Source organism: Paenibacillus stellifer, assembly GCF_000758685.1.
In the GTDB taxonomy this organism is placed as follows: Bacteria; Bacillota; Bacilli; order Paenibacillales; family Paenibacillaceae; genus Paenibacillus_AQ; species Paenibacillus_AQ stellifer.
The window spans coordinates 5599670-5622458 of record NZ_CP009286.1 but is presented as its reverse complement, the minus strand read 5'-3'; the positions used below and the strand labels follow the sequence as shown (position 1 = coordinate 5622458).

The window sequence follows — 22789 nt, the reverse complement described above, 5'->3', positions numbered from 1 at the left end:
AAGGAGGGAAGTTCATGGATTGGGGAAGGGCCAAAAGCGTGCTGATCTACTCGTTTCTGCTGCTGAATCTGCTGCTGTGCTACCAGCTCTGGGTTGATCTGCGCGATCAGGCGAGCGCCAGCATGGACTTCACCTCCTTGTCGGACGCTACCCAGCAGATCATGAAGCAGAAGGATATCCGAATCCTGTCTCCGATACCGGCGAATACGCCGCAGCTTCCCGACATTACCTACCGCTATTCGGCAGGCGAGGGGGACGGGAAGGTGAAGCTGGACCAGCCGGTCGACAGCAAGCTGATCTTCACTTTCTCCGAGTTGAGCGCGGCACTTCAGGATGAAATTCCGGATATCGGAAATTTCCGGTTCGATTCGCTGGAGAGCGAGGGCGGCGTGTTCGTGCTCCATCCGCTAGTCGACGGCAAGTGGCCTCTGTTCAGCGTGAAGCTGGAGCTGATCTACGACAATCAGAAGATCGTCGCCTACCGGCGTCCGCAGATCGAGATCGGCGAGAATGGAGCAGGCAAGGTTCAGAAGGTGCTGCCGGCGTCGAAGGCGCTTGGCAGTCTGATTGAGAAGTTCTTCCCGCAGGGAGCAGCGGTGAAGGAAATCGAGCTCGGTTATTACGGCGAGCTGTTCAATTCGGAGAACCAGGTGGCGGCGCCGATGTGGCGGTTCATGCTGGAGGACGGCAGAACGTATTATGTGAACGGCATCAGCGCCGATATCATCAGTCCCAAGACGCCTTGAGCAGATAGTCTGGGATGAATATAGAGGGGAAGACAACGATGGGAATATCATTTACGGTGCTGTCCAGCGGCTCCACCGGTAACGCTACGGTCATACGGGGCGGCGGCAAGACGCTGATGATTGATGCGGGCCTCAGCGCGAAGCGGATTGATGAGCTGATGGCCATGCGCGAGATGAAAGGCGATGAACTAGCCGGCATCCTCGTGACGCATGAGCACTCCGACCATATCAAGGGGCTTGGAGCGGTGGCGCGCAAATATAATCTGCCGATCTATGCCAATACGAACACATGGGGAGCAATCGAGAAGAGCATCGGCAGCATCGAAGAGCATAACCGGCATACTCTGGAGACCGGGGAGCATCTTGACTTTGGGGACATGCGGGTCGAGTCGTTCGCCATCTCGCATGACGCCGCCGAGCCGGTCGGCTACAACTTCTATGTTGGCAAGGAGAAGCTCAGCGTGGCGACAGACCTGGGCTATGTCAGTGAGAAGGTGCGGATGGCAATCTCGGACGCTGATGTTCTCGTGCTGGAAGCCAATCACGACATAGAAATGCTCCGGATGGGGCGCTATCCCTGGAATACGAAGCGGCGGATTCTCGGCGATATGGGCCATTTGTCCAATGACGCGGCCGGCGCTGCGCTCAGCGAGATTTTGACAGGACGCACGAAGCGGACCTATCTTGCCCATCTAAGCCGCGATCATAACATGATCGATCTCGCGAGAATGTCGGTGCGCGCGGCAATGGAGGACCGAGGCTGCTTCTACAAGGACAGTGAGTTCAGACTGTGCGATACGTACTATGACCGGCCTACGCCATGGGATACGGTGAGCGAATCATAAGCTGGTCCAGCTCGGACATCTTGCCCTCAAGCTCACGGCGGGTAATGAGTTCTTTCTCGATCATGAGCTCGATCAGCGCGCTTAGAGTAAGCGTGAGATGGTAGTGCTCGTCCTTGAGATCGCCGAGCTTGCCGATAAACTGCACCAGATCCATACTGTTGAGTGAAGATTCCATGCCTCATTTCACAACCTTTATATGGGAATTTTTATTTTTGCCGGAACAGACCGCATCTTCCCGCCGCTGTGATACAATAGGAAGGCGAAGCGGAGCCCAGAGATTCGGATGCTGTATGGAAGAGCGTCTGGGGGCGTTCTCCGTCTGCATGCAAGCTATGAATATTCGCACTTTGCGTCTATTATTTTCTATTAGTATAGTCGAGGCTGCTGCCATATATTCCTTGAGATTATGATGAACGGGCACGGAAATGCTGCTTCATGCTTGATGCGGGAGTTACAGAGGGGAGAGAATGACGAATGGGACTGTTTGATGATGATTTCTATTCAACCAAAGTGTCCAGAAGGAGAGAGCAGAAGGCCTCCAAGCAGCCGATGCCCCGAGGATGGTCGGCACGGAGCAAGAGCCGCAATCTGTCCACCCTGCAGATTTCCGCCATCAGCTCAATCATCAGCGCGGTTGTTGCGGTTCTGCTGTTCAGCCTCGTGACCGGACAGCTGACCCATGACAAGTCCGTCCTGCCCGCTGTCATTCAGAACGTCAAGCCGAGCAGCGGCGATCCTTATGACCGCATTGTGCAAGCGGCGGCGGCTGTCCGTCCTGCGGTCGTCAGCATTATCAACCATAAAGAAGATACCGCAAAGAGCCAGCTTGACGAGTCGGCGCTCGGCTCGGGCGTGATTTATAAGAAAGCGAACGGGAAGGCTTACATTATCACCAATAACCATGTCATTTCCGGCGCAAGCAAGCTGGAGATCGTCATGGTGGACGGGGAGACCCGCAAAGCCGACCTTATCGGAGCGGATAAGGTCAGCGATCTGGCCGTGCTTACGGTAAATGCGGACGGCATTAACACTGTGGCGAAGATGGGCGATTCATCCAAGCTGCAGCTGGGTGAGACGGTCATCGCCATCGGCAACCCGCTCGGTCTGGGCGACACGTTGACCTCCGGCATTGTCAGCTACACGAACCGGACGATACCGGTGTCGCTGAACCAGGACGGTGTGTACGACTGGGAGCAGGAGGTCATCCAGACCGATGCGGCCATCAATGAAGGCAACAGCGGGGGCGCGCTTGTGGATTTGAACGGCCGGGTTATCGGCATCAACACCATGAAGATTTCCGATACCGGCGTTGAAGGCCTCGGATTCGCCATTCCGGCCAACCATGTCGAGAAGATCGCCGAGGAGCTGGCCGCGAATGGTAAGATCGTCCGTTCCTATCTTGGTGTATACTCCATGGATCTGAACAACCCTTACGTGCCGCTCGACGAGAACCAGCGCAAGTCGCTCAACCTGCCGAGCAGTGTAACCGAAGGGGTAGTCGTTCTCGATGTCGTAGGCCCGGCGAAGGAAGCGGGACTCAAGCTGAACGACGTAATCACGAAGTTCAACGGCCAGACGATCGATTCGACCATCAGCCTGCGCAAATACCTGTACGACGACACGAAGGTTGGCGACTCCCTTGTCATCACGTTCTACCGGGACGGGGTCGAGAAAGAGATTACCGTGAAGCTGGAGCAGAAACCGGAGGAATAATTCCGGAAGATCCCGGATATAATGATAAGGCATTCCTTTCAAGACAGGCCGCAGCCCTTGATGAATGAGGGTGAGCGGCTTGTTGCGAGAGGTGCTGAGCCTTAACTCAGCTTGCCTTTAGGGCTGTGATGTGTTACTATGATCTAAATCATATGTTATGCTCGAACCCGAATTTTCACATTGAAAAGGGTTGTCGGATTGGCGGAAAGCCTTTTTCAATGTGTGAATTTTTTCTTTGTTCAAAGACAAAAATAACATGTTAATTTCTCTTTTGGAGGCTATACACAATGCAAACAGGTACAGTTAAATGGTTCAACGCAGAAAAAGGCTTTGGCTTCATCGAAGTTGAAGGCGGAAGCGACGTATTCGTACACTTCAGCGCAATCGTCGGCGAAGGCTTCAAAACGCTGGACGAAGGTCAACAAGTTGAATTCAACGTTGTTCAAGGCAACCGCGGACCGCAAGCTGAGAACGTTGTAAAACTGTAAATCACCCCAGCCGTCCCGCTTGTCATAAAGTCGGGGCGGCCTTTTTTTAAAAATGTAGGAATGCTTGAACATCACCTTATACTTGGCTTTCTATTTCGCGGTAAACGTCCGTCGTCTGCAAGGCGCCGCCAGGCGTTTATCCTTGGATATAAGAATGTATTGGCTGCACTGTCCATCAGGATGGAGCGGTTTCTTTCTGCGGATAGGAGAGCGGGTGTATGGTGCCGCTTTGATCCTATAGATGCATGCGTCTAACCTTTTGCCCAAGCAATTTAGCGAGAGAAAGGGAGGGAACGGCAATGAACTACCGGAAGAAGCCCATGGAAGAGATACCGGAAGAGATGACGGCCGTATGGTCCTGCACGAACGATGATTGCAACGGATGGATGAGAGACAACTTCACGTTTGAAGCTGCGCCGACCTGCCCTTTATGCCAGGCTCCGATGGAGCAGGGAACAAAAATGCTTCCCCAGCTGTACAATTCAAACGGCGATCTGAAGTCGCTGAAAAAAGGAATCTCCATTTCCTAAACGAACATCTTGTTCCTCGCTATAGAGAAATAGAATGCCAATAGAGATAAAAAGACAAAAGACGGAAAACCGTCTTATTTTTTTTGCTTTTTTCTATATCTTTTGTGATCAATGTCACAAATTTATTGATTTTAACCGATAAAAAGCCTGTTGATGTGTGACATATATCACAATCTATCGCTTTAAATTTTGACAGAATAAAAGCAATTAAACGGGGGGAAGGAAGGGAAACCATGGACGTTCTAATGCTGTCGCGCATGCAGTTTGCGTCGACAACGATTTTTCACTTTTTCTTTGTGCCTGTCACGATCGGATTATCATTCATCATCGCGATCATGGAGACCATGTATGTGCGCAAAGGGGACGAGGTATACAAACGGATGGCGAAATTCTGGGGCAAGCTGTTCCTGGTCAATTTCGCTATTGGCGTGGTTACCGGTATTCTTCAGGAATTCCAGTTCGGCATGAACTGGTCGGATTATTCCCGATTTGTCGGAGATATCTTCGGAGCGCCGCTGGCGATTGAAGCGCTGCTAGCGTTCTTTCTGGAATCGACGTTCATCGGGATCTGGATCTTCGGCTGGGAGAAGGTCTCGAAGAAAATCCACCTGCTCTCCATCTGGTTCGTAGCCATCGGCACAACGCTGTCCGCGTTCTGGATTCTGGCTGCGAATTCCTTCATGCAGCATCCGGTAGGTTATACGATTAACAACGGGCGGGCGGAAATGAACGATTTCCTCTCCCTGATCACGAACGGCCAGGTTCTGGTAGAGTTCCCGCATACGGTGCTCGGCGCTTTCGCCACCGGTGCGTTTCTGATCATCGGCATCAGCGCATTCAAGCTGCTGAAGAAGCAGGATACGGACTTCTTTAAGCGTTCCTTCCAAATTGCAGTGATTGTTGGTGTTATCTCCTCCATCGGCGTTGCCTTTGCCGGACACTGGCAGGCTCAGTATCTGGTCAAGACACAGCCGATGAAGATGGCCGCGTCCGAAGGACTTTGGGAGGACAGCGCCGACCCTGCGCCATGGACTGTTGTGGCCAGCATTGACCCAGAGAACAAAATGAGCAGTCATGAGCTCAAGGTTCCGTACGTCCTCAGCTTCCTGTCTTACAGCAAGTTCTCGGGTTCGGTCAAAGGGATGAACACGCTGCAAAGCGAATATGAGCAAGCTTATGGTCCCGGAGACTATATTCCGCCGGTCCGCACAACGTTCTGGAGCTTCCGGATTATGATTGCGGCCGGTATGGCCATGATTTTCATTACGCTGTGGGCAATATATTTGATGTGGCGCAAAAAAATGGATCAGCCGAACACGAAGTTTATGCGGATCTGCCTTACCGGTCTGCTGCTGCCGCCGATCGCCAACACCGCAGGCTGGACGATGACCGAATTCGGGCGTCAGCCTTGGACCGTATTCGGCCTCTTGACGACCGACAAGAGCGTCTCGCCGAATATTACATCCGGGCAGGTGCTGTTCTCGCTCATTACTTTTAATACCGCATACGCCGCACTGCTTATCGTGCTGATCTATCTGTTCGTCAAGGTAATCAAAAAGGGACCGAATGGCGTCGACGAGGAGTCGGAGCATTCGACAGATCCTTATAATACGAAGGAGTGATACCATGCTCTCACTTAATGAACTATGGTTTGTGCTGATCGCGGTACTCTTCGTCGGATTTTTCTTCCTAGAAGGCTTCGACTTCGGAGTCGGCATGCAGTCTCAGCTGCTGCCGGCCAATGAGAAGCAGCGGCGGGTCATGATCAACTCGATCGGCCCTTTCTGGGATGCCAACGAAGTATGGCTGATCACCGGGGCGGGCGCAATGTTCGCGGCGTTCCCCAACTGGTACGCGACGCTGTTCAGCGGCTTCTACGTGCCGTTCGTATTTGCTCTGTTCGGCCTGATTCTGCGCGGCGTCGCCTTCGAATACAGAGGCAAGGCACAGTCGGCGGGCTGGAGAAAAACCTGGGACCTGTCCATTCTGATCGGCAGCTTCCTGCCGCCTTTCCTGCTGGCCATCGTGTTCGCGAGCTTCATCAAAGGGCTGCCGATTGACGGCGATATGCAGATGCATGCCTCCTTCTTCGGCGATATCGTCAATGTCTACACGGTTCTTGCCGGCTTGACCGTTATTCTGCTCTGCAATGTGCACGGCCTGCTCTTTACGGCGCTGCGCACCTTCGGCGAGCTGCAGGACCGGGCGCGCAAGCGGGCGCAGGTGCTGCTGCTGCCGACAGGCGCACTGCTGCTGGCATTCGTCATCATGACGTACTTCGAGACCGATATTTTTGAAGTTCGCGGAATCCTGCTGTGGGCGATTGTCTTGCTTGGCATTGTGGCGTTCGTGCTGTCCGGTTACTTCTGCAAGAAGAAGCGCGACGGCTGGGCCTTCGGCATGACGGGCGCGGTGCTTGGCCTCTCGGTAATCTCCGTCTTCGTGGGCCTGTTCCCGCGGGTTATGGTGAGCTCGCTCGGCGAGGCGTTCAACCTGACAATCACAAATTCGGCTTCCGGCCATTACTCGCTCAAGGTCATGACGATTGTGGCGCTCACGCTGCTTCCGTTCGTGCTGGGCTATCAGATCTGGAGCTACTTCATCTTCCACAAACGGCTTAGCGACAAGGAGACTCTGGAATATTAATGGATAAAAATTTGCTTGGGTATAAAGGAGTCAAGCCAGTCTTTCTGGCGGTAGGCTTCCTGACCCTGGTGCAAAGCTTATCCATCCTTCTGCTGGCGAAGTCGCTCGCGGAAGTCATCTCCGCGCTGTTCGCGGGCGATCCGCTGAAGGAACAATGGGGCACTGCGCTGTTGTTCCTTCTTGCGTTTCTGGTCCGCCATGCGTGCGGACAGCTCATGAGCGGGCTGGCCTACCGGTTCGCGGAGAAGACTAGCGGCGACATGCGCCGGAGGATGATGGAGAAGCTGTTCCGGCTCGGACCGCGTATGGCCGGAGATCAGGGAACGGGAACGCTGGTTACGCTGGCGCTTGAAGGCGTAACCAAGTTCCGCACCTATCTGGAGCTGATCATTCCCCGGATGGTTGGAATGGGAGTGACGCCATGGGTGCTGCTGCTGTATGTGTTCCTGCAGGACAAGACAAGCGGGATCATTCTGACCTTGACGATGCCGATCATCGTGGTCTTCATGATTCTGATCGGCACGACCGCACAGAAGCATATGGACCGCCAGCTGGCGTCGTACCGGACGCTGTCGAATCACTTCGTCGATTCGCTGCGCGGCCTGGAGACGCTGAAATTCCTCGGACGGAGCAAGAGCCACAAGCGCTCCATCGCCGAGGTCAGCGACCGCTACCGGTCGGCGACGATGAAGACGCTGCGGGTGGCGTTCCTGTCTTCGTTCGCGCTCGACTTCTTCACGATGCTGTCGGTCGCTTCCGTCGCCGTCAGCCTCGGTCTTCGCCTGGTGAATGGCGATATGACGCTTGTGACCGGACTTACGATTCTGATTCTCGCCCCGGAGTACTTTTTGCCCGTGCGGCTCGTAGGCGCGGACTTCCACGCCACGCTGGACGGCAAGGAGGCGGGAGAGAAGATGAAGAGTATTATTGATAAAGTTGAGGAACAGGTTACGTTGATCGGGGAGAAGACCGCCCCGGTTCAGGCAGGGACAGCCGGGGCAGCGACTGCTTCTGGACAGACAGTAACGGCCGGACAAGCGCTGCTGGCTGAACAAGCGGTGCCGGCTGAACATGCAACGCCAGCCGAACATGCAGCGCTGACTGAACATGCAGCTCCGGCTGAACATGAACAAGCGAAGCAAGGCGATCGGACGGAATTCTCCGGAGCGATAGAGGAGAGTGAACCGTCCATAGGAGACGGAAAGAGCCGAGACGGTCAGACAATTGCCCCGTCCGTCTCGGACACTCCGTTTGCTCCGCCCAAGGCTGAGGTTTTCACGTGGAACAATGGCAGCACCCTGTCGCTTCGCGGTATCGGGCTGTGCCATGAGGCGGACGGCCCGGCTTCGCTGACCGATGTCCATCTGCAGTTTGCCGGAACCGGCAAAATTGGCATCATCGGCGAGAGCGGCGCTGGTAAATCGACGCTGATCGATATTCTGGCCGGCTTCCTGCATCCAGGGGGAGGTGCGATTGCGATCAACGGCCAGGAGGTTAGCGGATTGACAGATGACGCCTGGCGTCGCCAGACCTCGTACATTCCGCAGCGGCCGTATATTTTCAGCGGTACGCTTGCCGATAATGTCCGGTTCTACCATCCGGAGGCTTCGATGGAAGCTGTCGAAGGGGCCGTTGCGGCGGCGGGCCTGGCGCCTCTTGCCGCCAGCTTGCCTGGCGGCCTTAACGAACCCATCGGCGGCGGCGGACGCAGACTCAGCGGCGGGCAGGAGCAGCGTGTGGCGCTCTCCCGGGCGCTGCTCAGCGACCGGCCGATCATGCTGCTCGATGAACCGACGGCCCACCTCGATATCGAAACCGAGTATGAGCTGAAAGGGACGATGCTGCCGCTGTTCGAAGGCAAGCTGGTCTTCCTGGCTACACACCGCCTGCACTGGATGGCGGATATGGACCAAATCATTGTCATGAAGCAGGGACGGGTCGCCGAGGTCGGCACCCACCGCGAGCTCCTGGAACGCAGGGGAGCCTATTATGAGCTGGCGATGGCGCAATTGGAGGCGATCGGATGAAGAAGGAAGGCTGGTTAACTGCATACGTCCCTACGTACTTCTGGCGCTTCCTGCTGATCGTGCTGCTCGGAACGCTGACGATCTTCACGGCATCGTCCCTGATGTATACGTCCGGGTTCCTGATCTCCAAGGCGTCCATCCCGCCGGAGAACATTCTGATGATCTATGTACCGATCGTCGGTGTCCGCGCGTTCGGTACGAGCCGGGCGGTCGTCCACTATGTGGAGCGCCTGGTCAGCCATGACACAATTCTGCGCATTCTCTCCAAAATGCGCCAGCGCCTGTATGACATTCTGGAACCGCAAGCGCTGCTGCTGTCCTCGCGCTTCCGCACGGGCGACATTCTCGGCATGCTGGCGGATGATATTGAATATCTTCAAAATATATATCTGCGCACCGTATTTCCCGCTGTCATCTCGCTGATCGTCTACGCGGGAGCAGTGATTGCCATCGGAACCTTCGATATTAGGTTCGCGCTTGTTACGGCGCTGTATATTTTCGTGCTGGTTGCGGTGCTGCCAGCCTTGTCGCTTCTGCTGACCCAGCGACGCCAGCGCGAGGTGAAGCAGGAGCGGAACCGGCTGTATCAGAAGCTGACGGACGCCGTACTCGGTATGAGCGACTGGATGATCAGCGGACGGCAGAGCCAGTTCGTTGAGACGTATGAACAGGACGAGCGGGCGGTGGCCCGCACCGACGCCGCGCTGCGCCGCTGGGCGCGCGCCAGGACCTTCATCGGCCAGGCGGTGATCGGCCTCGGCGTTCTCTCCATGATCTGGTGGGCGGGCGGCGAGTTCGCGGACGGGGCCATCCCCGGAACGCTGATTGCCGCGTTCGCGCTGGTCGTCTTCCCGGTCGCCGACGCGTTCCTTCCGGTATCGGAGGCGATCGAGAAGATTCCGCAATACCGGAACTCCCTGGAACGGCTGCAGGGAGTGGAGGAGCCGCAGGGTGAAGCGGCAGGCGCTGCTGCTCCGGCCGGTCGGGCTGCCGCTCCGGTCGCCGGGGCGAATGACGGCGGGGAGGCGGCCGCCGGACCGGCAGGTTGGTCTCCCGCGTCAGCGGATGGACCAACTGTAAGCGCCGAAGCGGAGCGGGCAGGGTCCGCAGCCGCTGTCGGGATCGCGGAGTCCGCATCGGGCGCACCCGCCACGTCCGCAAGAACTGGTGAGGGAGCTGCCGGAGCCGCCGCATTGAGCGCTTCTGCTGCCGCTTCCTCCGCAAGAACTACCGCGGAGGCTGCTGAAGCCGCTTCCGGCGGCTTGAACAACCGCTCGGCCCATATCTCCATCACCCAGGCGGGCTACCGCTACGGCCAGGATGGAGAATGGTCGGTGCAGGGCCTGAACCTCGACATTCCGCAGGGCAAGCGGATTGCCATCATCGGCCGCAGCGGCGCCGGCAAATCGACGCTGCTGAAAATGATCCAGGGGGCCCTGTCGCCGGGCGCCGGGCATGCGGACATTAACGGCAAGCCTGCCGTCTCCTACGGAGACGACATTCCGAAGCTCATCTCCGTCCTGAACCAGAGTCCCCACTTGTTCGATACGACGGTGGGGAATAACATCCGCCTCGGCCGCCCCGATGCGTCCGAGGCCGATATCGCCGCTGCTGGCGTGCTGGCGAAGCTGGACGGCCTGATCGCGTCGCTTCCGGCCGGGTATGATACGCCGGTTCGCGAGGCGGGCCAACGCTTCTCCGGCGGCGAACGGCAGCGGATCGCGCTGGCGCGCATCCTGCTGCAGAACACCCCGGTCGTCCTGCTCGACGAGCCGACCGTCGGTCTCGACCCGCGCACCGAGCGGGAGCTGCTGTCGACGATGTTCGCCGCCATGCAGGGCAAGACGCTGGTGTGGGTCACCCATCACCTCGTCGGCGCGGAGAGCATGGACGAAGTTATTTTTATGGAACATGGACAAATCATCATGCGCGGCACTCACGACGAACTGATGGCAGCTGAGCCGCGCTATCGCAGACTGTATGAGCTGGACCGTCCGGGCTTCGCGAACGAGACCTTGACGATTGGCTGGTAAGGACGTACGCTGGATTCCGGTAACTTCATAGAGCAACTTAAGACCCGCATAAGCACGAGCGCCCGGCGCTCTCTTCTGCGGGTTATTTGCATTACATAAGCTGTTAAGTTACGAGCGAATGTCCAAAGAAAGGAAGGGAACCCTATGAACCGGGCAAAAGGGTATTCGGACGAGGAAAGGCGGGAGCTCCGGCGCAATCCTTATATTTTGAATGTGTCGGAGAAGAGCATCACCTATGCCCCGGCCTTCAAGCTGGCAGCCGTCAAGGCTTATGAGGCGGGGCTGTCGCCAATGGAGATATTTGTGAAGGCGGGCTTCAATGTCGATCTGATCGGCCGCCGCAAACCAAAAGCCTGTCTCAAGCGCTGGCGCGACATTTACGCGGCCCATGGTTCCAAAGGTCTGCTGGAGGAGCGAAGAGGCATGCTGCCCGCCGAGCATCCAAAGAGCCGATAACCTTGAAAGATGAGGGAAAAAGCCGAGCTCATCCTTTCTTACTTTTCTCGGTAAACGCATGGCGCGTCAGGTACAGGACATCGCAGGGCGTTTATCGTGCGCGTATGGATTCCTTTTTGGACGGAATTGTGGTAGAACAGAAGGAGAACGGCTTGAAGCCGAGCCAAAGAGAAAGGGATGCTTGCAGTAAATGTACGTCGTATGCAAAGAACATCTGGAACTGGCCATCGACATGTTCGTGGACGAATATGAGGATGCGCCTGACATCGTGGATTTGAAGGACACCGAATTCTCCGACTGGGACCCGCCGGCCAAATGCGCGGAGTGCGAGAAGAACGCGGAATATTTGGTCGTGTGAAATAGGATGGTCATGGGAAAGCACCCGAGAGGGTGCTTTTTTTAACAGAAGAGAATTTATTTCGGAGGTAAGATGCCTCTAAAGTAATTCAATACTAAAGAAAGTCGAGTATAAAGAATGCTCAATTCTCTAGCCGCAAAGCTTCACTGGTTTTCCTTAAAAGAATGTATATCATTGAAGCTGATACAAAAAATAAGTAGTATTCGTTATACTTATAGTTCTTCATAATCTTGTCAAACAAGTTAACTAGGAGTGAGTACGAATGGATTTATCACTAAGGGATGTCTTCGGCGTTTCTAAGGATGTTTTAAAGAGTTATGTCACTCGACAAGTTGATTTCGATTTTAAAGATAGATTCGAATTGACAGACCACCATCTTGTAATATTTGGCGAAACAAAAGTAGGCAAAACATTTTTACGAAAACAGTACATCCCTATTACGGAAGAGGTTATTGTTGTTGATTGTACTAAAGGTATTAACTTAAATGATATATATATCCAGATCCTTTACAAGGCAGGAATAGACTTAACCGAAAAAATTACTAGAACTATTGAAGAGTCAAATAAGTTAAAGGGAGAAGTTAGTTCGGGTTTTTTAGACTTTCTAAAGGCAAAAATAACTGGTGAGTTAAATGAAAGGGACCTACTAAGCGAAGTAAGAAAACCCTATATTCCTAATACCGTTAGCGTTTTAGTATCCAATGAGCTTGAAAAAGCAAATAAAACAACTGTTGTTCTTGATGATTTTCATTACCTACCTTTAATTGAGCAATATCAATTATCATTTGACCTGAAAATGTTTTATCAAAATGGGATACGTTTTATCATACTTGGCACAAAAATTACCTCTGGGTATTTTGAAAAATTTAATGGAGAACTTTCTCATCGAATTGACTATTTTGATGCTACCACGTGGAAAACCGAAGAACTGAGAGAAATTACAAAAAAAGGATCCGAACATCTAAATATTTCTTTCTCCGAAGAGGTAATTGAATTTTTTATTAAGTCCTCAAACGGTATAGTCTCAGTATTTCAAGGACTATTGTTTGAAATATGCAGAACTAATGATGTAAAAAGAACTCAACGAAGAGTAAAAGAAATAAATAATCTAGATCAGGCAAAAGAAATTATGAGAAATTATTGGGAAAACATGAGTGTAACATATTTTACAAAAATTAAGGATATTGCTGGAGGAGGTAGAAGAAGGAAATTACAATTATATTATTATATAACAAAAATTGTACTTAATTCAGAGCAAGGCATAATTCGAAATGGGTTTCCTTTTCAATATATCTTTGAAAAACTCAAAGATATCCATCCTTTAGGAAGTAGTATAAATCATGGCGCTCTTACTACAGTTTTAAGCCATTTAGATGAATTGCAGATTGAAAAAGAAATATTTCCAAAAGTATTCACCTACTTTGACAAGCGATTGTCGATTGTTGATTCAGACTTTTATTTTATAACAAAACACTTGGACCGTAACAAAATTGATGAAATCCTCCCACCTCATGAATATGTGATTAATATCGAAGAGCAGGAAGAAGAACTTCAGTTAAAGCTGTTTGATTAAGATACTTATGCCATGCACTTGCTGCTCACCATTTCACTTTCAAGTAGATGGTGTATAGCTGGGTCTGTGGCACATCGAGGGTAGAGAGATTCCCTTGAGTCTTGAAAGGAGTATCGTGAGTGCTGAAAAGAGACAGAAAGAGAACGGCGGGAATCTCACCTGAATGGAAGCAAACAAAATAAATACAGTCATTGAATTACAAGCATATCATGTCATGACCGTGGACCCCGAAACGAGCATCCTAACAATTTCGGACTACCAATGCAAAGGTGGCATCTGTAAGGAAATGATCGCGAGCGGCCAGGACGATCCAAACGAAGCCGGATTTACTTAAACAGAGACGGTTGTAGACAATGGGAACTGGGAGACTTCTTATGGTATTTAGGGTTCCAGCACATTAACAGAGTTCACTTTATTAAGAGAAGAAAGGGGGAGAAGCTCATGAATTTAAGCCTGAATTGGATTACACTCCGGGTACGGGATCTGGAGGCGTCCCTGAATTTCTATCACGGAATTCTCAAGCTGCCGCTTCAACGCAGATTCGAGAGCAGGGGCAAGCAGATCGCCATGCTGGGGAGAGAGGAACAGCCGAAGCTTGAACTGATTCAGGGAAACGATCCGGCGCTGAAGCCGGAATGCGGTGTGTCCGTTGGCTTTGAGGTGGAGTCCCTGAATGATGCGATGGAGTATTTGCAGAGTTTGGGCATCCCGGTTGCCCGCGGGCCGATTGCGCCCAATCCGCGCTTGCGATTCTTCTATGTGCTGGACCCGGACGGTTTTGAGGTGCAGTTGGCGGAGCATAGCAAGGAATAAGCCTGCTTTTTCATAAAAAATGGGTCATGGACAGCCCCCTGCCTCTCCCTTAAAATGGAAGAACGAGCAAGTCATTCTTATGTGCCGGGAGGAAAATAGGGTGGAAATGGAGCAGACGATTGAGGAGTTAATCGACCAGGCCGAGGTGTCGTTTATCGGTTCCGTGGATGACGAAGGATTTCCGAACATGAAGGCGATGCTGCCGCCGCGCCGCAGAGAAGGACAAGGGGTCTTTTATTTCACGACCAACACTTCCTCCATGCGGGTTCGGCAGTATCGGGACTATCCGCAGGCCTGTGTGTATTTTTGCAATCCGCGCACGTTCAAGGGAGTTATGCTGAGAGGGACGATGGAGGTGCTGGAGGACCAGGCCTCCAAAGACCTGATCTGGCGTGAAGGCGACACGGACTATTATTCGCTCGGCGTGACCGACCCGGACTACTGTGTGCTGAGATTTACGGCGGAGAACGGGCGGTTCTACAGCCATTTTCATTCGGATAATTTTGACGTGTCTATGGTGCGGTAACTCTACGTAGTGGGGGCAGGCTGGGGGGCCTCTTGTGCTGAAAAAAGTGGGTTGGCGCTTCAGAGTCCCGGCTCCAACTCTTACTTCCGCTTCCTCCTCCGGTTGATCTGATTCCGCCTCGACTGAAGGACCAGCTATAGCTGAACAATGGTGTGCCGCAGACATGCGCTGGATACATAGCGGTTAAAGGGACTAATAATGTTGCATGGCTCTGCTGCATGAGGATGAGGCCACTCCAGGCTTGGAGTGGTTTTGTTGTTTCTGGACGCAGCTTTCGGGGGAGAATGTGCATCAGCGGGCTGGGATTGTTTGTCGCCGGGCCTGTCGATTTCATGGCTTGATGCGGGTGGGAGACGAGACTTTTTTGATATCGATATCTGTAGTTAGGGCGCCTTTGTTGTGTATTCATCGGCCCTTGTTTATCATTAGAGGATCGAAGAAGGGGGAGTTCGGCGCATATGTTCATTCAGCTCATTACGGTCGGCAAATTGAAGGAGAAGTATCTGGTGCAGGGTATCCAGGAATACGCGAAACGCCTGACGCCCTACCTCAAGTTCCAGATGATTGAGGTAGCGGATGAAAAAGCGCCCGATACCCTGAGTGAAGCCGAGGTATCGGGCGTGAAGGCGCGCGAGGGCGAACGCATCCTCGCGCATGTGAAGGAGGGCGCGCATGTGATCGCGCTCGCCATCGACGGCAAGCTCTGGAGCTCGGAGGAGCTTGCCGCGGAGATCGACAGGCTCGGCACCTACGGGACGAGCCATGTCGTGTTCGTCATCGGAGGCAGCCACGGGCTCTCCGATGCGGTCCTGAGCCGCGCGCAGCAGCGGCTCAGCTTCGGGCGCATGACGCTGCCTCATCAGCTCATGCGCCTGGTGCTAGTGGAGCAGATTTATCGGGCGGTGAAGATAAATCGGGGGGAACCGTATCATAAATGAGGCGAAATTTTTCGCATTAACCGCTTGCTGGGCGCGGAAAGTTGCCCCCGAGGGGCAGGGTGGGGGATGGGCCACCTGAGGGCAAGATCGCTCGGCAGGTGGCCTCGTATGGGTTATTTCGACGTGTCAGGGGCGCGGCCTCCTCAAAAACTTTCGGAAACTGGCGGGGCCAGCAGAAAGTCTTTAATGGACTCTTCAAATTTGAAAATCTCCAAGATGTCGTAATTTTTCTGTGAAATGTTAACCCCGTATTCAGGCTTACTTGTTTGTCCGGGTTTGTCATAGTTTCGGTCTACGAAAACCTCGTTAGGTGCCTTCCAAGCTTCGGAAGGTATTAAAAAGAAATCAGGCATGGTGCCTTCTTTGAAGATTAGAAGTGCCATGTACAAGTTTGAATTGCTGATATTAAATTTGCTCTTTTGTGCAAAAACATATCCAGATCCTCTTAACGATTTGACATGAATTTCCGAAAAGCGTCCCATTTTGTCCTTTACTATGAAGTCTATTCCTCGATCGTCAACCTCTGATGAAAATACCTCAAGTCCATAAGATGCAAACTCCATCTTGGCAAAGTATTCAGCGTATTTTCCGAGTTGTAATGAATTAAGTACAGCCCAGTTCATATTCGGCATCCAAGATCACCTTTCTTTAGGGGTATGGTCCTTTGTATTGAATGGTTATTCCTCCCGGACTGCTCCGGAGTCTTTTACCCAATAGATTCGAAATGGCATGGATTCTTTTAGCCATTTATACGAGGGACTAAGTTCCCATAAGTCGTGAAACCGTCAGGCAGAGCAATGCCAAGCCGTACCTCTGGATTCTCTCCATGGTAAAGAATGAGGTCAAACAGTGCTCCAGAGAACCAGTGACGTGCTTGAACGTGATGGCTTTTTTCAGGGTATCCCTTCACGCTTATCCATAACTCATTATCGTCTATAGAAGCGATGATGTCTTTGCCAGTTGTGCGGGAAGCTGTATCCGCGACGCTGCGAATTGTGTGACCGTTTAATACTAGATAATTTACGACTTTGCTCTGGACGTTTCCTTCCCAGTACCAGGGTTGAGTTGTTGAATCCGTTGGACTTGGTATACTTACCTCAACCGATCTTAATTCGTTCCCATTGAGCAGTCGATTGGTGGTTTTTGTTTTGTGACAATGATCGCAAATGCCGCGATACCGATGGACCAAAGACGGTTCGCTGGGACTCTGCGCATCCATCTTGAAGTTGAGTAAAAAACAAACTACCTCGAGCATCTCTCGATGGGATCTTCCGGCACTGCGTACAACGCAGGCGGCGAATCACGAGCAAGCGGCGCTCCCCGCCTTCGCCTGCAAGCTTCCGCTCGCGGCTGCCAATGACACTAAGCTCTTCCCCGCAGCAGGGGGAGGGAACCCTAGATGCCTTCACTAACCTCAAGATCCCGGATCCATCGACAACTTCTTTCATACTTAGACTCCCTTAGGCCACATATAGTGTTGTTGTTTAATTGATTCAAACCATATCTCGAATGTTATGCGGTTTGAAATACAAAATTGCTGGTCGTATGAATTTTTTTTGGATTACAGAGCAAGATAAAACCACAGGATTTTGATTACTTTAAATGATGGAGAAGACTATGGTTGAAAAATACGACCCACAAATGAAAAGTTATCAATTGCCCACATGGCTTGATGAATTAAAACAGAAATTAAACCATATGGATGATGCCGAAGTCGTTGAACACAGAATGGGTACCAGTGCCTCAGTCCATCTTTTATACATAAATACGTTAATCGATCAAGAGCGTTTAAACGAGGCGATTATTCAGCCGCTTCATCGATGTGACGGCAATTCCCTTTCTTCATGCATAACCAATGCCAAAGTTTCGGAAGTGACATCGATCGAAGAAGCTCAACAAAAAATAATGCAAGGATATATTCTTCTAAACGATGCAGTCAACGATCAATGGGTAGGCGTCCAGTTGGAAACCACCTTGGGTAGGGCAGTTGAATCTTCTCAAACGGAAACGGTTATCTATGGAGCGAAAGACAGCTTCAGCGAACAAATCGATAAAAACATTACAATGTTGCGCAGGCGCTTGCCTATAACGACATTAAAGTCGGAAAGCTTCACTGTCGGTTCACTGAGTAAAACGAAAGTTGTGTTGCTGTACATAGACGGATTAACGAATCCGAAATTTATTTCCTATGCAAGAAAAAAGATTGAGAGTGTGGATTTCGATCAATTTTTAGACTCCTCGCAGCTCGCAGCTTTTATGGAAGATCATCATCATTCGGTCTTTCCGCAGTTTCTACAAACGGATCGGCCGGATGCCTGCGCCTACGCTTTAGGTGAGGGAAAGCTGACGCTGTTAGTCTCCAATTCACCGTTTGCCTTACTGGCGCCCATTACTTTTTTTCATCTATTCCAATCGCCGGAAGACTACTTCCTTCGTTGGACGGTAGCCAGTTTATTACGTTTAATCCGGTACGGAAGTTTTATTGTTTCTTTGGCGTTGATTCCTTTTTATGTTGCGTTAACGACGTTTCATTACCAAATGGTTCCGCTTCCGATTCTGTTCGTATTATTGGAATCGAGAAGTAAATTGCCCTTTACTCCGTTTGTGGAGGGATTATCCATGATTGTAACGCTGGAAATCATCAAAGAAGCAAGTTTGCGAATGCCGACCAAAACGAGTCAAACGTTAGGGGTTATCGGGGGTATCGTCATTGGACAAGCGGCTGTAGAAGCAGGCTTTGCAAGTAAAGTATTGATTGTTTTGATGGGGATATCCGCTATTGCTTTCTTCTTAGTCCCTAATTATCAAATGACGAAATCCATGGTGCTGGTGCAAGTGTTTCTTCTTATCCTTGCATCGTTTCTTGGGTTGCCGGGAATCGTGATCGGGCTGATCGGGACACTAGCACATCTCCATGGATTAACGTCATTAGGTCAACCTTATTTCGCGCCGATCTCCCCCTTTTATGGAAAGGGTTGGTTGGATCTTTTTATCCGCGGCCCTTTAATATGGATGAGAACGCGTCCAGATTACCTAAAACCACTACGGAAATGGCGGCAGGAGATGAAGAAGTGAAGAGCTTATCCTTGTACAATCGAACTTCCACCCTTGGCGGCATCTACTTCCTTTTATTGGTGAACCGCACACAAATGCATTATTTTATTTTAATAATGCCAACTTTTCTGGTTCATTCGTATATGGTTTGGGGAATTATCGTCATGGGGCTGCTGTCTCAACTGAATTTGATGATGCTTTCTAAATGGTTTACTTCCCGTTATGCAGCGAAAGGATATCAAGGATTTATACAGCTCTTCGGGAAACGGACGGTTCAAATTTTCGCGATACTTGGGTTTCTGATACTATTGCCAAAAATTTCTGTCATCACACTGGGGTACGTTGAAATGCTCCATAGTTTTATTTATCCATCAATGAATAAGAATTGGCTGATCCTAATGATTCTTTTGATCAGCTTATTTGTGGCTTCACATGGAATGGAGAAAACATTGCGTTTTGTTGTCATCGCCTTTCTTGGCGGGGTTTGGATCGTAATCATGTTTATTCCTTTTTTCTTTCCGCCGATTGCAAATTACCGCGATTTGTATCCTCTCATACCCACCGAATGGTCAGAACAATCATGGCGCGGTTTGCTGTTTATTTGGTCGGCACTTTCCGGTCCGGTATATTTGGCCTTTATGGTTCCATGGTTAAGCTCCAATAAAAAAATAATGAAATATCTGGTCATTGGAAACATGCTGTCGATCATGGAATATTCATTTTTGTTCATTGCCTCGGTATTGTTTTACGGTTCTCACTACTTGAGCAAGATCAATTTTCCGTTAGTATATATGGGAAGCTATATTCAAACGGGCGGTTTAGAACGAATCGATTATATCCTTATTTCTTTCCATATGTTTACTTATGTGTTTGATATCTCGATTCTTTTGTTGTGTTTTTATGGAGCCGGAAGAATCTTTATGAGGAAAATGAACGAACAAACGACCCGGATCGGATTATTGTCCAGCTGGTTCGTTATTTTGATAAGCATCATCTTCATGAATCATTGGTTATGGCAAACCGTTCCGGGTCAAAAGATGTTACTAAACATTCAAATCTGGATTAGCGCATTCCTTTATCTACTTGTTCCTACGATCCTTTTCACTGCAGTGAAACGAAAGGAGAGTATGTAGCATGGTACCCTACAAGCACTATAGTTTATTGGCGATTGCTTGCCTTATGTGGATGGCCGGCTGTTCTTCTCCATATGTCGAGAACAATATGATCGAAGAGATCGCTCCGGTAGTTTTCTGGTCGGTTGACAAGGGGACGGAAGGAAAGTTTAAAATCAGCACATTAGTACCGCCGCTCATCCAAGAAAAGAAACGTCTTCTCACCAAGGAAGTCGATCTTTTAAAACAGGGAGGCAAGGAGTTTAATTTAATTTATAATCGGGAACTAAAGCAGGGGCAGCTGCGAATGGTATTAATTAATGAGGAACTGGCAAAAAAAGGGGGCATTGAAAAACTGGTCAATACGATACTTGTTGATCCCGATATTTCAATGCGTGTCTATTTGTTGATTGTCAGAGGCAATTTTGATGAATACATAAAACATCAATTGACGAAGCAAGAGAACCAAGATTATTTTCTTTATCGGATGTTAAAGCATTACGAGGATTATAACCAAGGTGAAATGAGCATCGTCAATATTCATCAATTTATGAAGAAGTTATACTCCCCACTTGAGGCTCCGATCCTGCCGGTTTTTCGTTCGGATAAGAACAATTTCAATTACATAGGGACAGCTTTCTTCCAAGAGGATAAAGAAGTAATGGTTATTCAAGACGTAGATGATGAAATCTTTCAACTTCTGGATAACGATCATTTCCTAAAAGTCTTGGCCATTCCAAAGTTATCTGTCAGTTTAGGACGTGTTCGATCCAATGTTCGAATGAAACTATCCAGAGACTATTCTTCCTTGTCTTTACACGTGGGATTGAACGGAAGAATTGAGGAATACCAAGGAGAAAAGGAGATTCAAAGTGAGGAACAATTGGAACATGTAATTCAAGAGATTGAGATTTACCTGGAGGAACAGACGTCAGATTTATTAAAAAGAATGCAACGGTGGAAAGTAGATCCCTTAGAGGTAGGAACACATTCGCTTAAGCCGTTTTCTAAAGAAATTACGGAAAAGCAATGGTTGAAATATTGGGGAAACATTAAGATTAATGTTGACTACGACATCAAAATACAACCTTTAAATAATGTTGAGCGGTTGATGTGATTCAAAACAAGCAAATCGTACCGAGCCGCTTGAAATAAGCGGTTTTTTGTTAGCAGTCAGATTGTTTTGTTGTATAACGATATAATTTTTCGCCGTTAGAGTGATACGGAGAACCATATCACAAGTAGGCGAAATTATCGATACTACTTATTTGCTTTGTAAAGGTAGAGTTCTTTTTCGATGTGGGTTCAGCCGAGAGGAGGTCGACTTGTATCATTAACGTGATTTACGTTCTTAACATATCAAAGTTCTTTGTGGCCTCCGTATTGAGCGAGGGACCGAAGGGATCCATTGGCGTTCAGGCAGTGGCGAGTGTCATGACAGTTGTTAACAGAACACTAGGAGTGAAAGGGTGGATGGAAGAGATGGATGAGTCAGATCAAGATTGATTTTCCGTAATTCCATATTAAGCTGAGGGTGTGTTCGGCCCGGTGATCCATTTCTTTGAGTTAAGAGTATCTATAAAAGGCAAAGTTTCTGCCCAAGGGTTATAGTCATCCTTGTAATCACCACGTCTAAATAATATGTTGGGCATAAAGAAAACATATCCATAAACGAAGGATATGTTTTCTTTATAATTTTTTCAATTAAGTATGAGATTCAGCTAAGAAGTTTTGTGTGAGAACTATACTAGTTTTTGAAAGAGAAGATTAGAGGGATAAATAATAATAAGAAAACAATGAAGAAAGAAAATTTGTATTTTACTGGGAACTTATCATTTTTCTTCTTCACTCTTAAATAAAGAATCAAATACGAGAAACTGATTAATATAATTAATATTGATAGGGTGGTTTGAACACTAGTATTCACCAGCTGCCAGCCTCCGTTCTCAATATTATTTTATAACGGTTCAACATTAAATGCGGCGACCCAAGTCACACCAATATATACGCCATTACCCTGGTTATTAGCAACAACACGTGCACCGAGCAAAGTAAAGTATCCAGTTGTGACACCAAAAATGGCAGCAACTGGTGGGAAAAATGAGGTAGCACCTGTAACAATCCCAGCCCCGCCCGCAATTGAATTGCAATAATCTACAAAGTCCTGTGTTTCACTGTTGCTAAAATTACGGTCATACCCCCACCAGTGATATGTCCATTGGCCATAAACAGCCATAGTTGATATTGATTGGTTAACAATACTTAAGTCACTATTGATGATGATATCACCGTTTCGAACTAATGAATTTAGGTTGTCAAAATGTTTTTGTAGTTCATCAAGTCTATATTTATCATATATAGCCTGGGGAACTTTTTTAAATTGTAGTAGTCCATCTTTAGTCACTTCAACATATGGCTCTACTGCATCAATAAGGCTTTTTGATGAATTTAAAGAAATATCCGACTTGGATCCTGAGCTAAGTTCTTAAACAGGAGCGGCAGAAGCAGCAGGAACAACCAACGTGAAAATAAGTACAAAGGAACATAAAACTACAAGCATTTGTTTCATAATCAATACTACCTCCTCAAGAATATATTGGGTTACTTACAAATAATGACATGGAAAAATTATGATTTGAAATATATTATTTGTATTTTTGTTGAAAATAATGGATGGAATTATTCTCTGGTCAAATTAACTCCAGGGATTTTTTTAAATATCCAACTTTCCTTGGAAATGGTTCGTCCGGTGAAGGATCAGGTGAGAAATCACTGAATTTCTGATTCAATATATATCTTTCTCTTTTTTTCACCTTGTTGATTTTCAGGCGAAGGTATACCATCAGGCACTGATGCAAAATATCGAAGATTATACGATCTCATGAACATATACATTTCAATGAAACCTCGGTATCCTCCAGCCTCTTATTT

General features: G+C 49.4%; 23 protein-coding genes. 19 read left to right on the top strand and 4 right to left on the bottom strand.

Annotation, left to right across the window (positions count from 1 at the left end; all coding sequences use genetic code 11):
• The first annotated feature begins 14 nt into the window (after positions 1-14).
• Together yycI and PSTEL_RS25715 are read left to right on the top strand one after the other, a co-directional pair.
• Positions 15-746: a two-component system regulatory protein YycI gene (gene yycI / locus PSTEL_RS25720; RefSeq protein WP_038699792.1), complete on the top strand. Its 732-nt coding sequence runs from the start codon at positions 15-17 to the stop codon at positions 744-746.
• A gap of 38 nt (positions 747-784) precedes the next feature.
• Entirely contained in the window at positions 785-1591 is an 807-nt protein-coding gene (locus PSTEL_RS25715; protein WP_038699790.1) for an MBL fold metallo-hydrolase, read from the top strand.
• Here PSTEL_RS25715 and PSTEL_RS25710 read toward each other — a convergent pair.
• Positions 1560-1766: a hypothetical protein gene (locus tag PSTEL_RS25710; protein ID WP_038699788.1), complete on the bottom strand. Its 207-nt coding sequence runs from the start codon at positions 1764-1766 to the stop codon at positions 1560-1562. The genes PSTEL_RS25715 and PSTEL_RS25710 overlap by 32 nt on opposite strands.
• 299 nt (positions 1767-2065) lie before the next feature.
• Between PSTEL_RS25710 and PSTEL_RS25705 the strand changes: the two genes are divergently transcribed.
• The 14 genes from PSTEL_RS25705 (at position 2066) to rlmH (ending at position 15692) form a co-directional block, all read left to right on the top strand.
• On the top strand, positions 2066-3304 hold the full coding sequence (locus tag PSTEL_RS25705) for a S1C family serine protease (protein ID WP_038699786.1): 1239 nt from the start codon (positions 2066-2068) through the stop codon (positions 3302-3304).
• Between the two features lie 287 nt (positions 3305-3591).
• Complete coding sequence (locus PSTEL_RS25700) at positions 3592-3792, top strand: cold-shock protein (RefSeq protein WP_038699784.1); 201 nt, start codon at positions 3592-3594, stop codon at positions 3790-3792.
• 299 nt (positions 3793-4091) lie between these two features.
• Complete coding sequence (locus PSTEL_RS25695; RefSeq protein ID WP_038699782.1) at positions 4092-4322, top strand: cold-shock protein; 231 nt, start codon at positions 4092-4094, stop codon at positions 4320-4322.
• Positions 4323-4555: 233 nt separating this feature from the next.
• Positions 4556-5944 carry a cytochrome ubiquinol oxidase subunit I gene (locus PSTEL_RS25690; RefSeq protein WP_038699780.1) on the top strand — a complete coding sequence of 463 codons (1389 nt, stop codon included), beginning with the start codon at positions 4556-4558 and terminating at the stop codon, positions 5942-5944.
• A 4-nt stretch (positions 5945-5948) separates the two neighbouring features.
• Positions 5949-6968: a cytochrome d ubiquinol oxidase subunit II gene (gene cydB / locus PSTEL_RS25685; RefSeq protein WP_038699778.1), complete on the top strand. Its 1020-nt coding sequence runs from the start codon at positions 5949-5951 to the stop codon at positions 6966-6968.
• Positions 6968-8995 carry an ABC transporter ATP-binding protein/permease gene (locus tag PSTEL_RS25680; protein WP_038699776.1) on the top strand — a complete coding sequence of 676 codons (2028 nt, stop codon included), beginning with the start codon at positions 6968-6970 and terminating at the stop codon, positions 8993-8995. Before cydB ends, PSTEL_RS25680 begins: the two co-directional genes overlap by 1 nt.
• On the top strand, positions 8992-11028 hold the full coding sequence (locus PSTEL_RS25675) for an amino acid ABC transporter ATP-binding/permease protein (protein WP_038699773.1): 2037 nt from the start codon (positions 8992-8994) through the stop codon (positions 11026-11028). The genes PSTEL_RS25680 and PSTEL_RS25675 overlap by 4 nt, the downstream gene beginning before the upstream one ends.
• A gap of 144 nt (positions 11029-11172) precedes the next feature.
• Positions 11173-11484, top strand: a complete 312-nt coding sequence (locus tag PSTEL_RS25670) for an HTH domain-containing protein (protein WP_038699772.1) — start codon at positions 11173-11175, stop codon at positions 11482-11484.
• 190 nt (positions 11485-11674) lie between these two features.
• Entirely contained in the window at positions 11675-11842 is a 168-nt protein-coding gene (locus PSTEL_RS27295; RefSeq protein ID WP_084065344.1) for a CxxH/CxxC protein, read from the top strand.
• Between the two features lie 262 nt (positions 11843-12104).
• Complete coding sequence (locus PSTEL_RS25665) at positions 12105-13415, top strand: Keratin, type I cytoskeletal 18 (protein WP_038699770.1); 1311 nt, start codon at positions 12105-12107, stop codon at positions 13413-13415.
• A gap of 163 nt (positions 13416-13578) precedes the next feature.
• Positions 13579-13749 carry a hypothetical protein gene (locus PSTEL_RS27820; protein ID WP_156995969.1) on the top strand — a complete coding sequence of 57 codons (171 nt, stop codon included), beginning with the start codon at positions 13579-13581 and terminating at the stop codon, positions 13747-13749.
• A 107-nt stretch (positions 13750-13856) separates the two neighbouring features.
• On the top strand, positions 13857-14228 hold the full coding sequence (locus PSTEL_RS25660) for a VOC family protein (RefSeq protein ID WP_038699768.1): 372 nt from the start codon (positions 13857-13859) through the stop codon (positions 14226-14228).
• Positions 14229-14334: 106 nt separating this feature from the next.
• Entirely contained in the window at positions 14335-14754 is a 420-nt protein-coding gene (locus PSTEL_RS25655; protein WP_218917600.1) for a pyridoxamine 5'-phosphate oxidase family protein, read from the top strand.
• Between the two features lie 458 nt (positions 14755-15212).
• Positions 15213-15692 carry a 23S rRNA (pseudouridine(1915)-N(3))-methyltransferase RlmH gene (gene rlmH, locus PSTEL_RS25650; protein WP_038699763.1) on the top strand — a complete coding sequence of 160 codons (480 nt, stop codon included), beginning with the start codon at positions 15213-15215 and terminating at the stop codon, positions 15690-15692.
• Between the two features lie 143 nt (positions 15693-15835).
• On the opposite strand, the gene PSTEL_RS25645 is transcribed toward rlmH, so the two are convergent.
• A complete protein-coding gene (locus PSTEL_RS25645) occupies positions 15836-16315 on the bottom strand; it encodes a DUF4365 domain-containing protein (RefSeq protein ID WP_245625038.1) in 480 nt (159 codons plus the stop codon).
• Positions 16316-16789: 474 nt separating this feature from the next.
• Positions 16790-17140 carry a DUF6431 domain-containing protein gene (locus tag PSTEL_RS29025; RefSeq protein WP_425415251.1) on the bottom strand — a complete coding sequence of 117 codons (351 nt, stop codon included), beginning with the start codon at positions 17138-17140 and terminating at the stop codon, positions 16790-16792.
• 169 nt (positions 17141-17309) lie between these two features.
• Between PSTEL_RS29025 and PSTEL_RS25640 the strand changes: the two genes are divergently transcribed.
• The 3 genes from PSTEL_RS25640 to PSTEL_RS25630 are packed head-to-tail and all read left to right on the top strand — an operon-like array spanning position 17310 to position 20975.
• Positions 17310-18767 (top strand): spore germination protein, encoded by a 1458-nt coding sequence (locus tag PSTEL_RS25640; RefSeq protein ID WP_038701724.1) that lies wholly within the window; start codon positions 17310-17312, stop codon positions 18765-18767.
• Entirely contained in the window at positions 18743-19879 is a 1137-nt protein-coding gene (locus tag PSTEL_RS25635; RefSeq protein ID WP_245625037.1) for a GerAB/ArcD/ProY family transporter, read from the top strand. The genes PSTEL_RS25640 and PSTEL_RS25635 overlap by 25 nt, the downstream gene beginning before the upstream one ends.
• A 1-nt stretch (position 19880) precedes the next feature.
• Positions 19881-20975: a Ger(x)C family spore germination protein gene (locus PSTEL_RS25630; protein ID WP_038699759.1), complete on the top strand. Its 1095-nt coding sequence runs from the start codon at positions 19881-19883 to the stop codon at positions 20973-20975.
• An 840-nt stretch (positions 20976-21815) separates the two neighbouring features.
• Here PSTEL_RS25630 and PSTEL_RS27810 read toward each other — a convergent pair.
• Positions 21816-22262 carry a hypothetical protein gene (locus PSTEL_RS27810; RefSeq protein ID WP_156995965.1) on the bottom strand — a complete coding sequence of 149 codons (447 nt, stop codon included), beginning with the start codon at positions 22260-22262 and terminating at the stop codon, positions 21816-21818.
• Positions 22263-22789 lie beyond the last annotated feature (527 nt).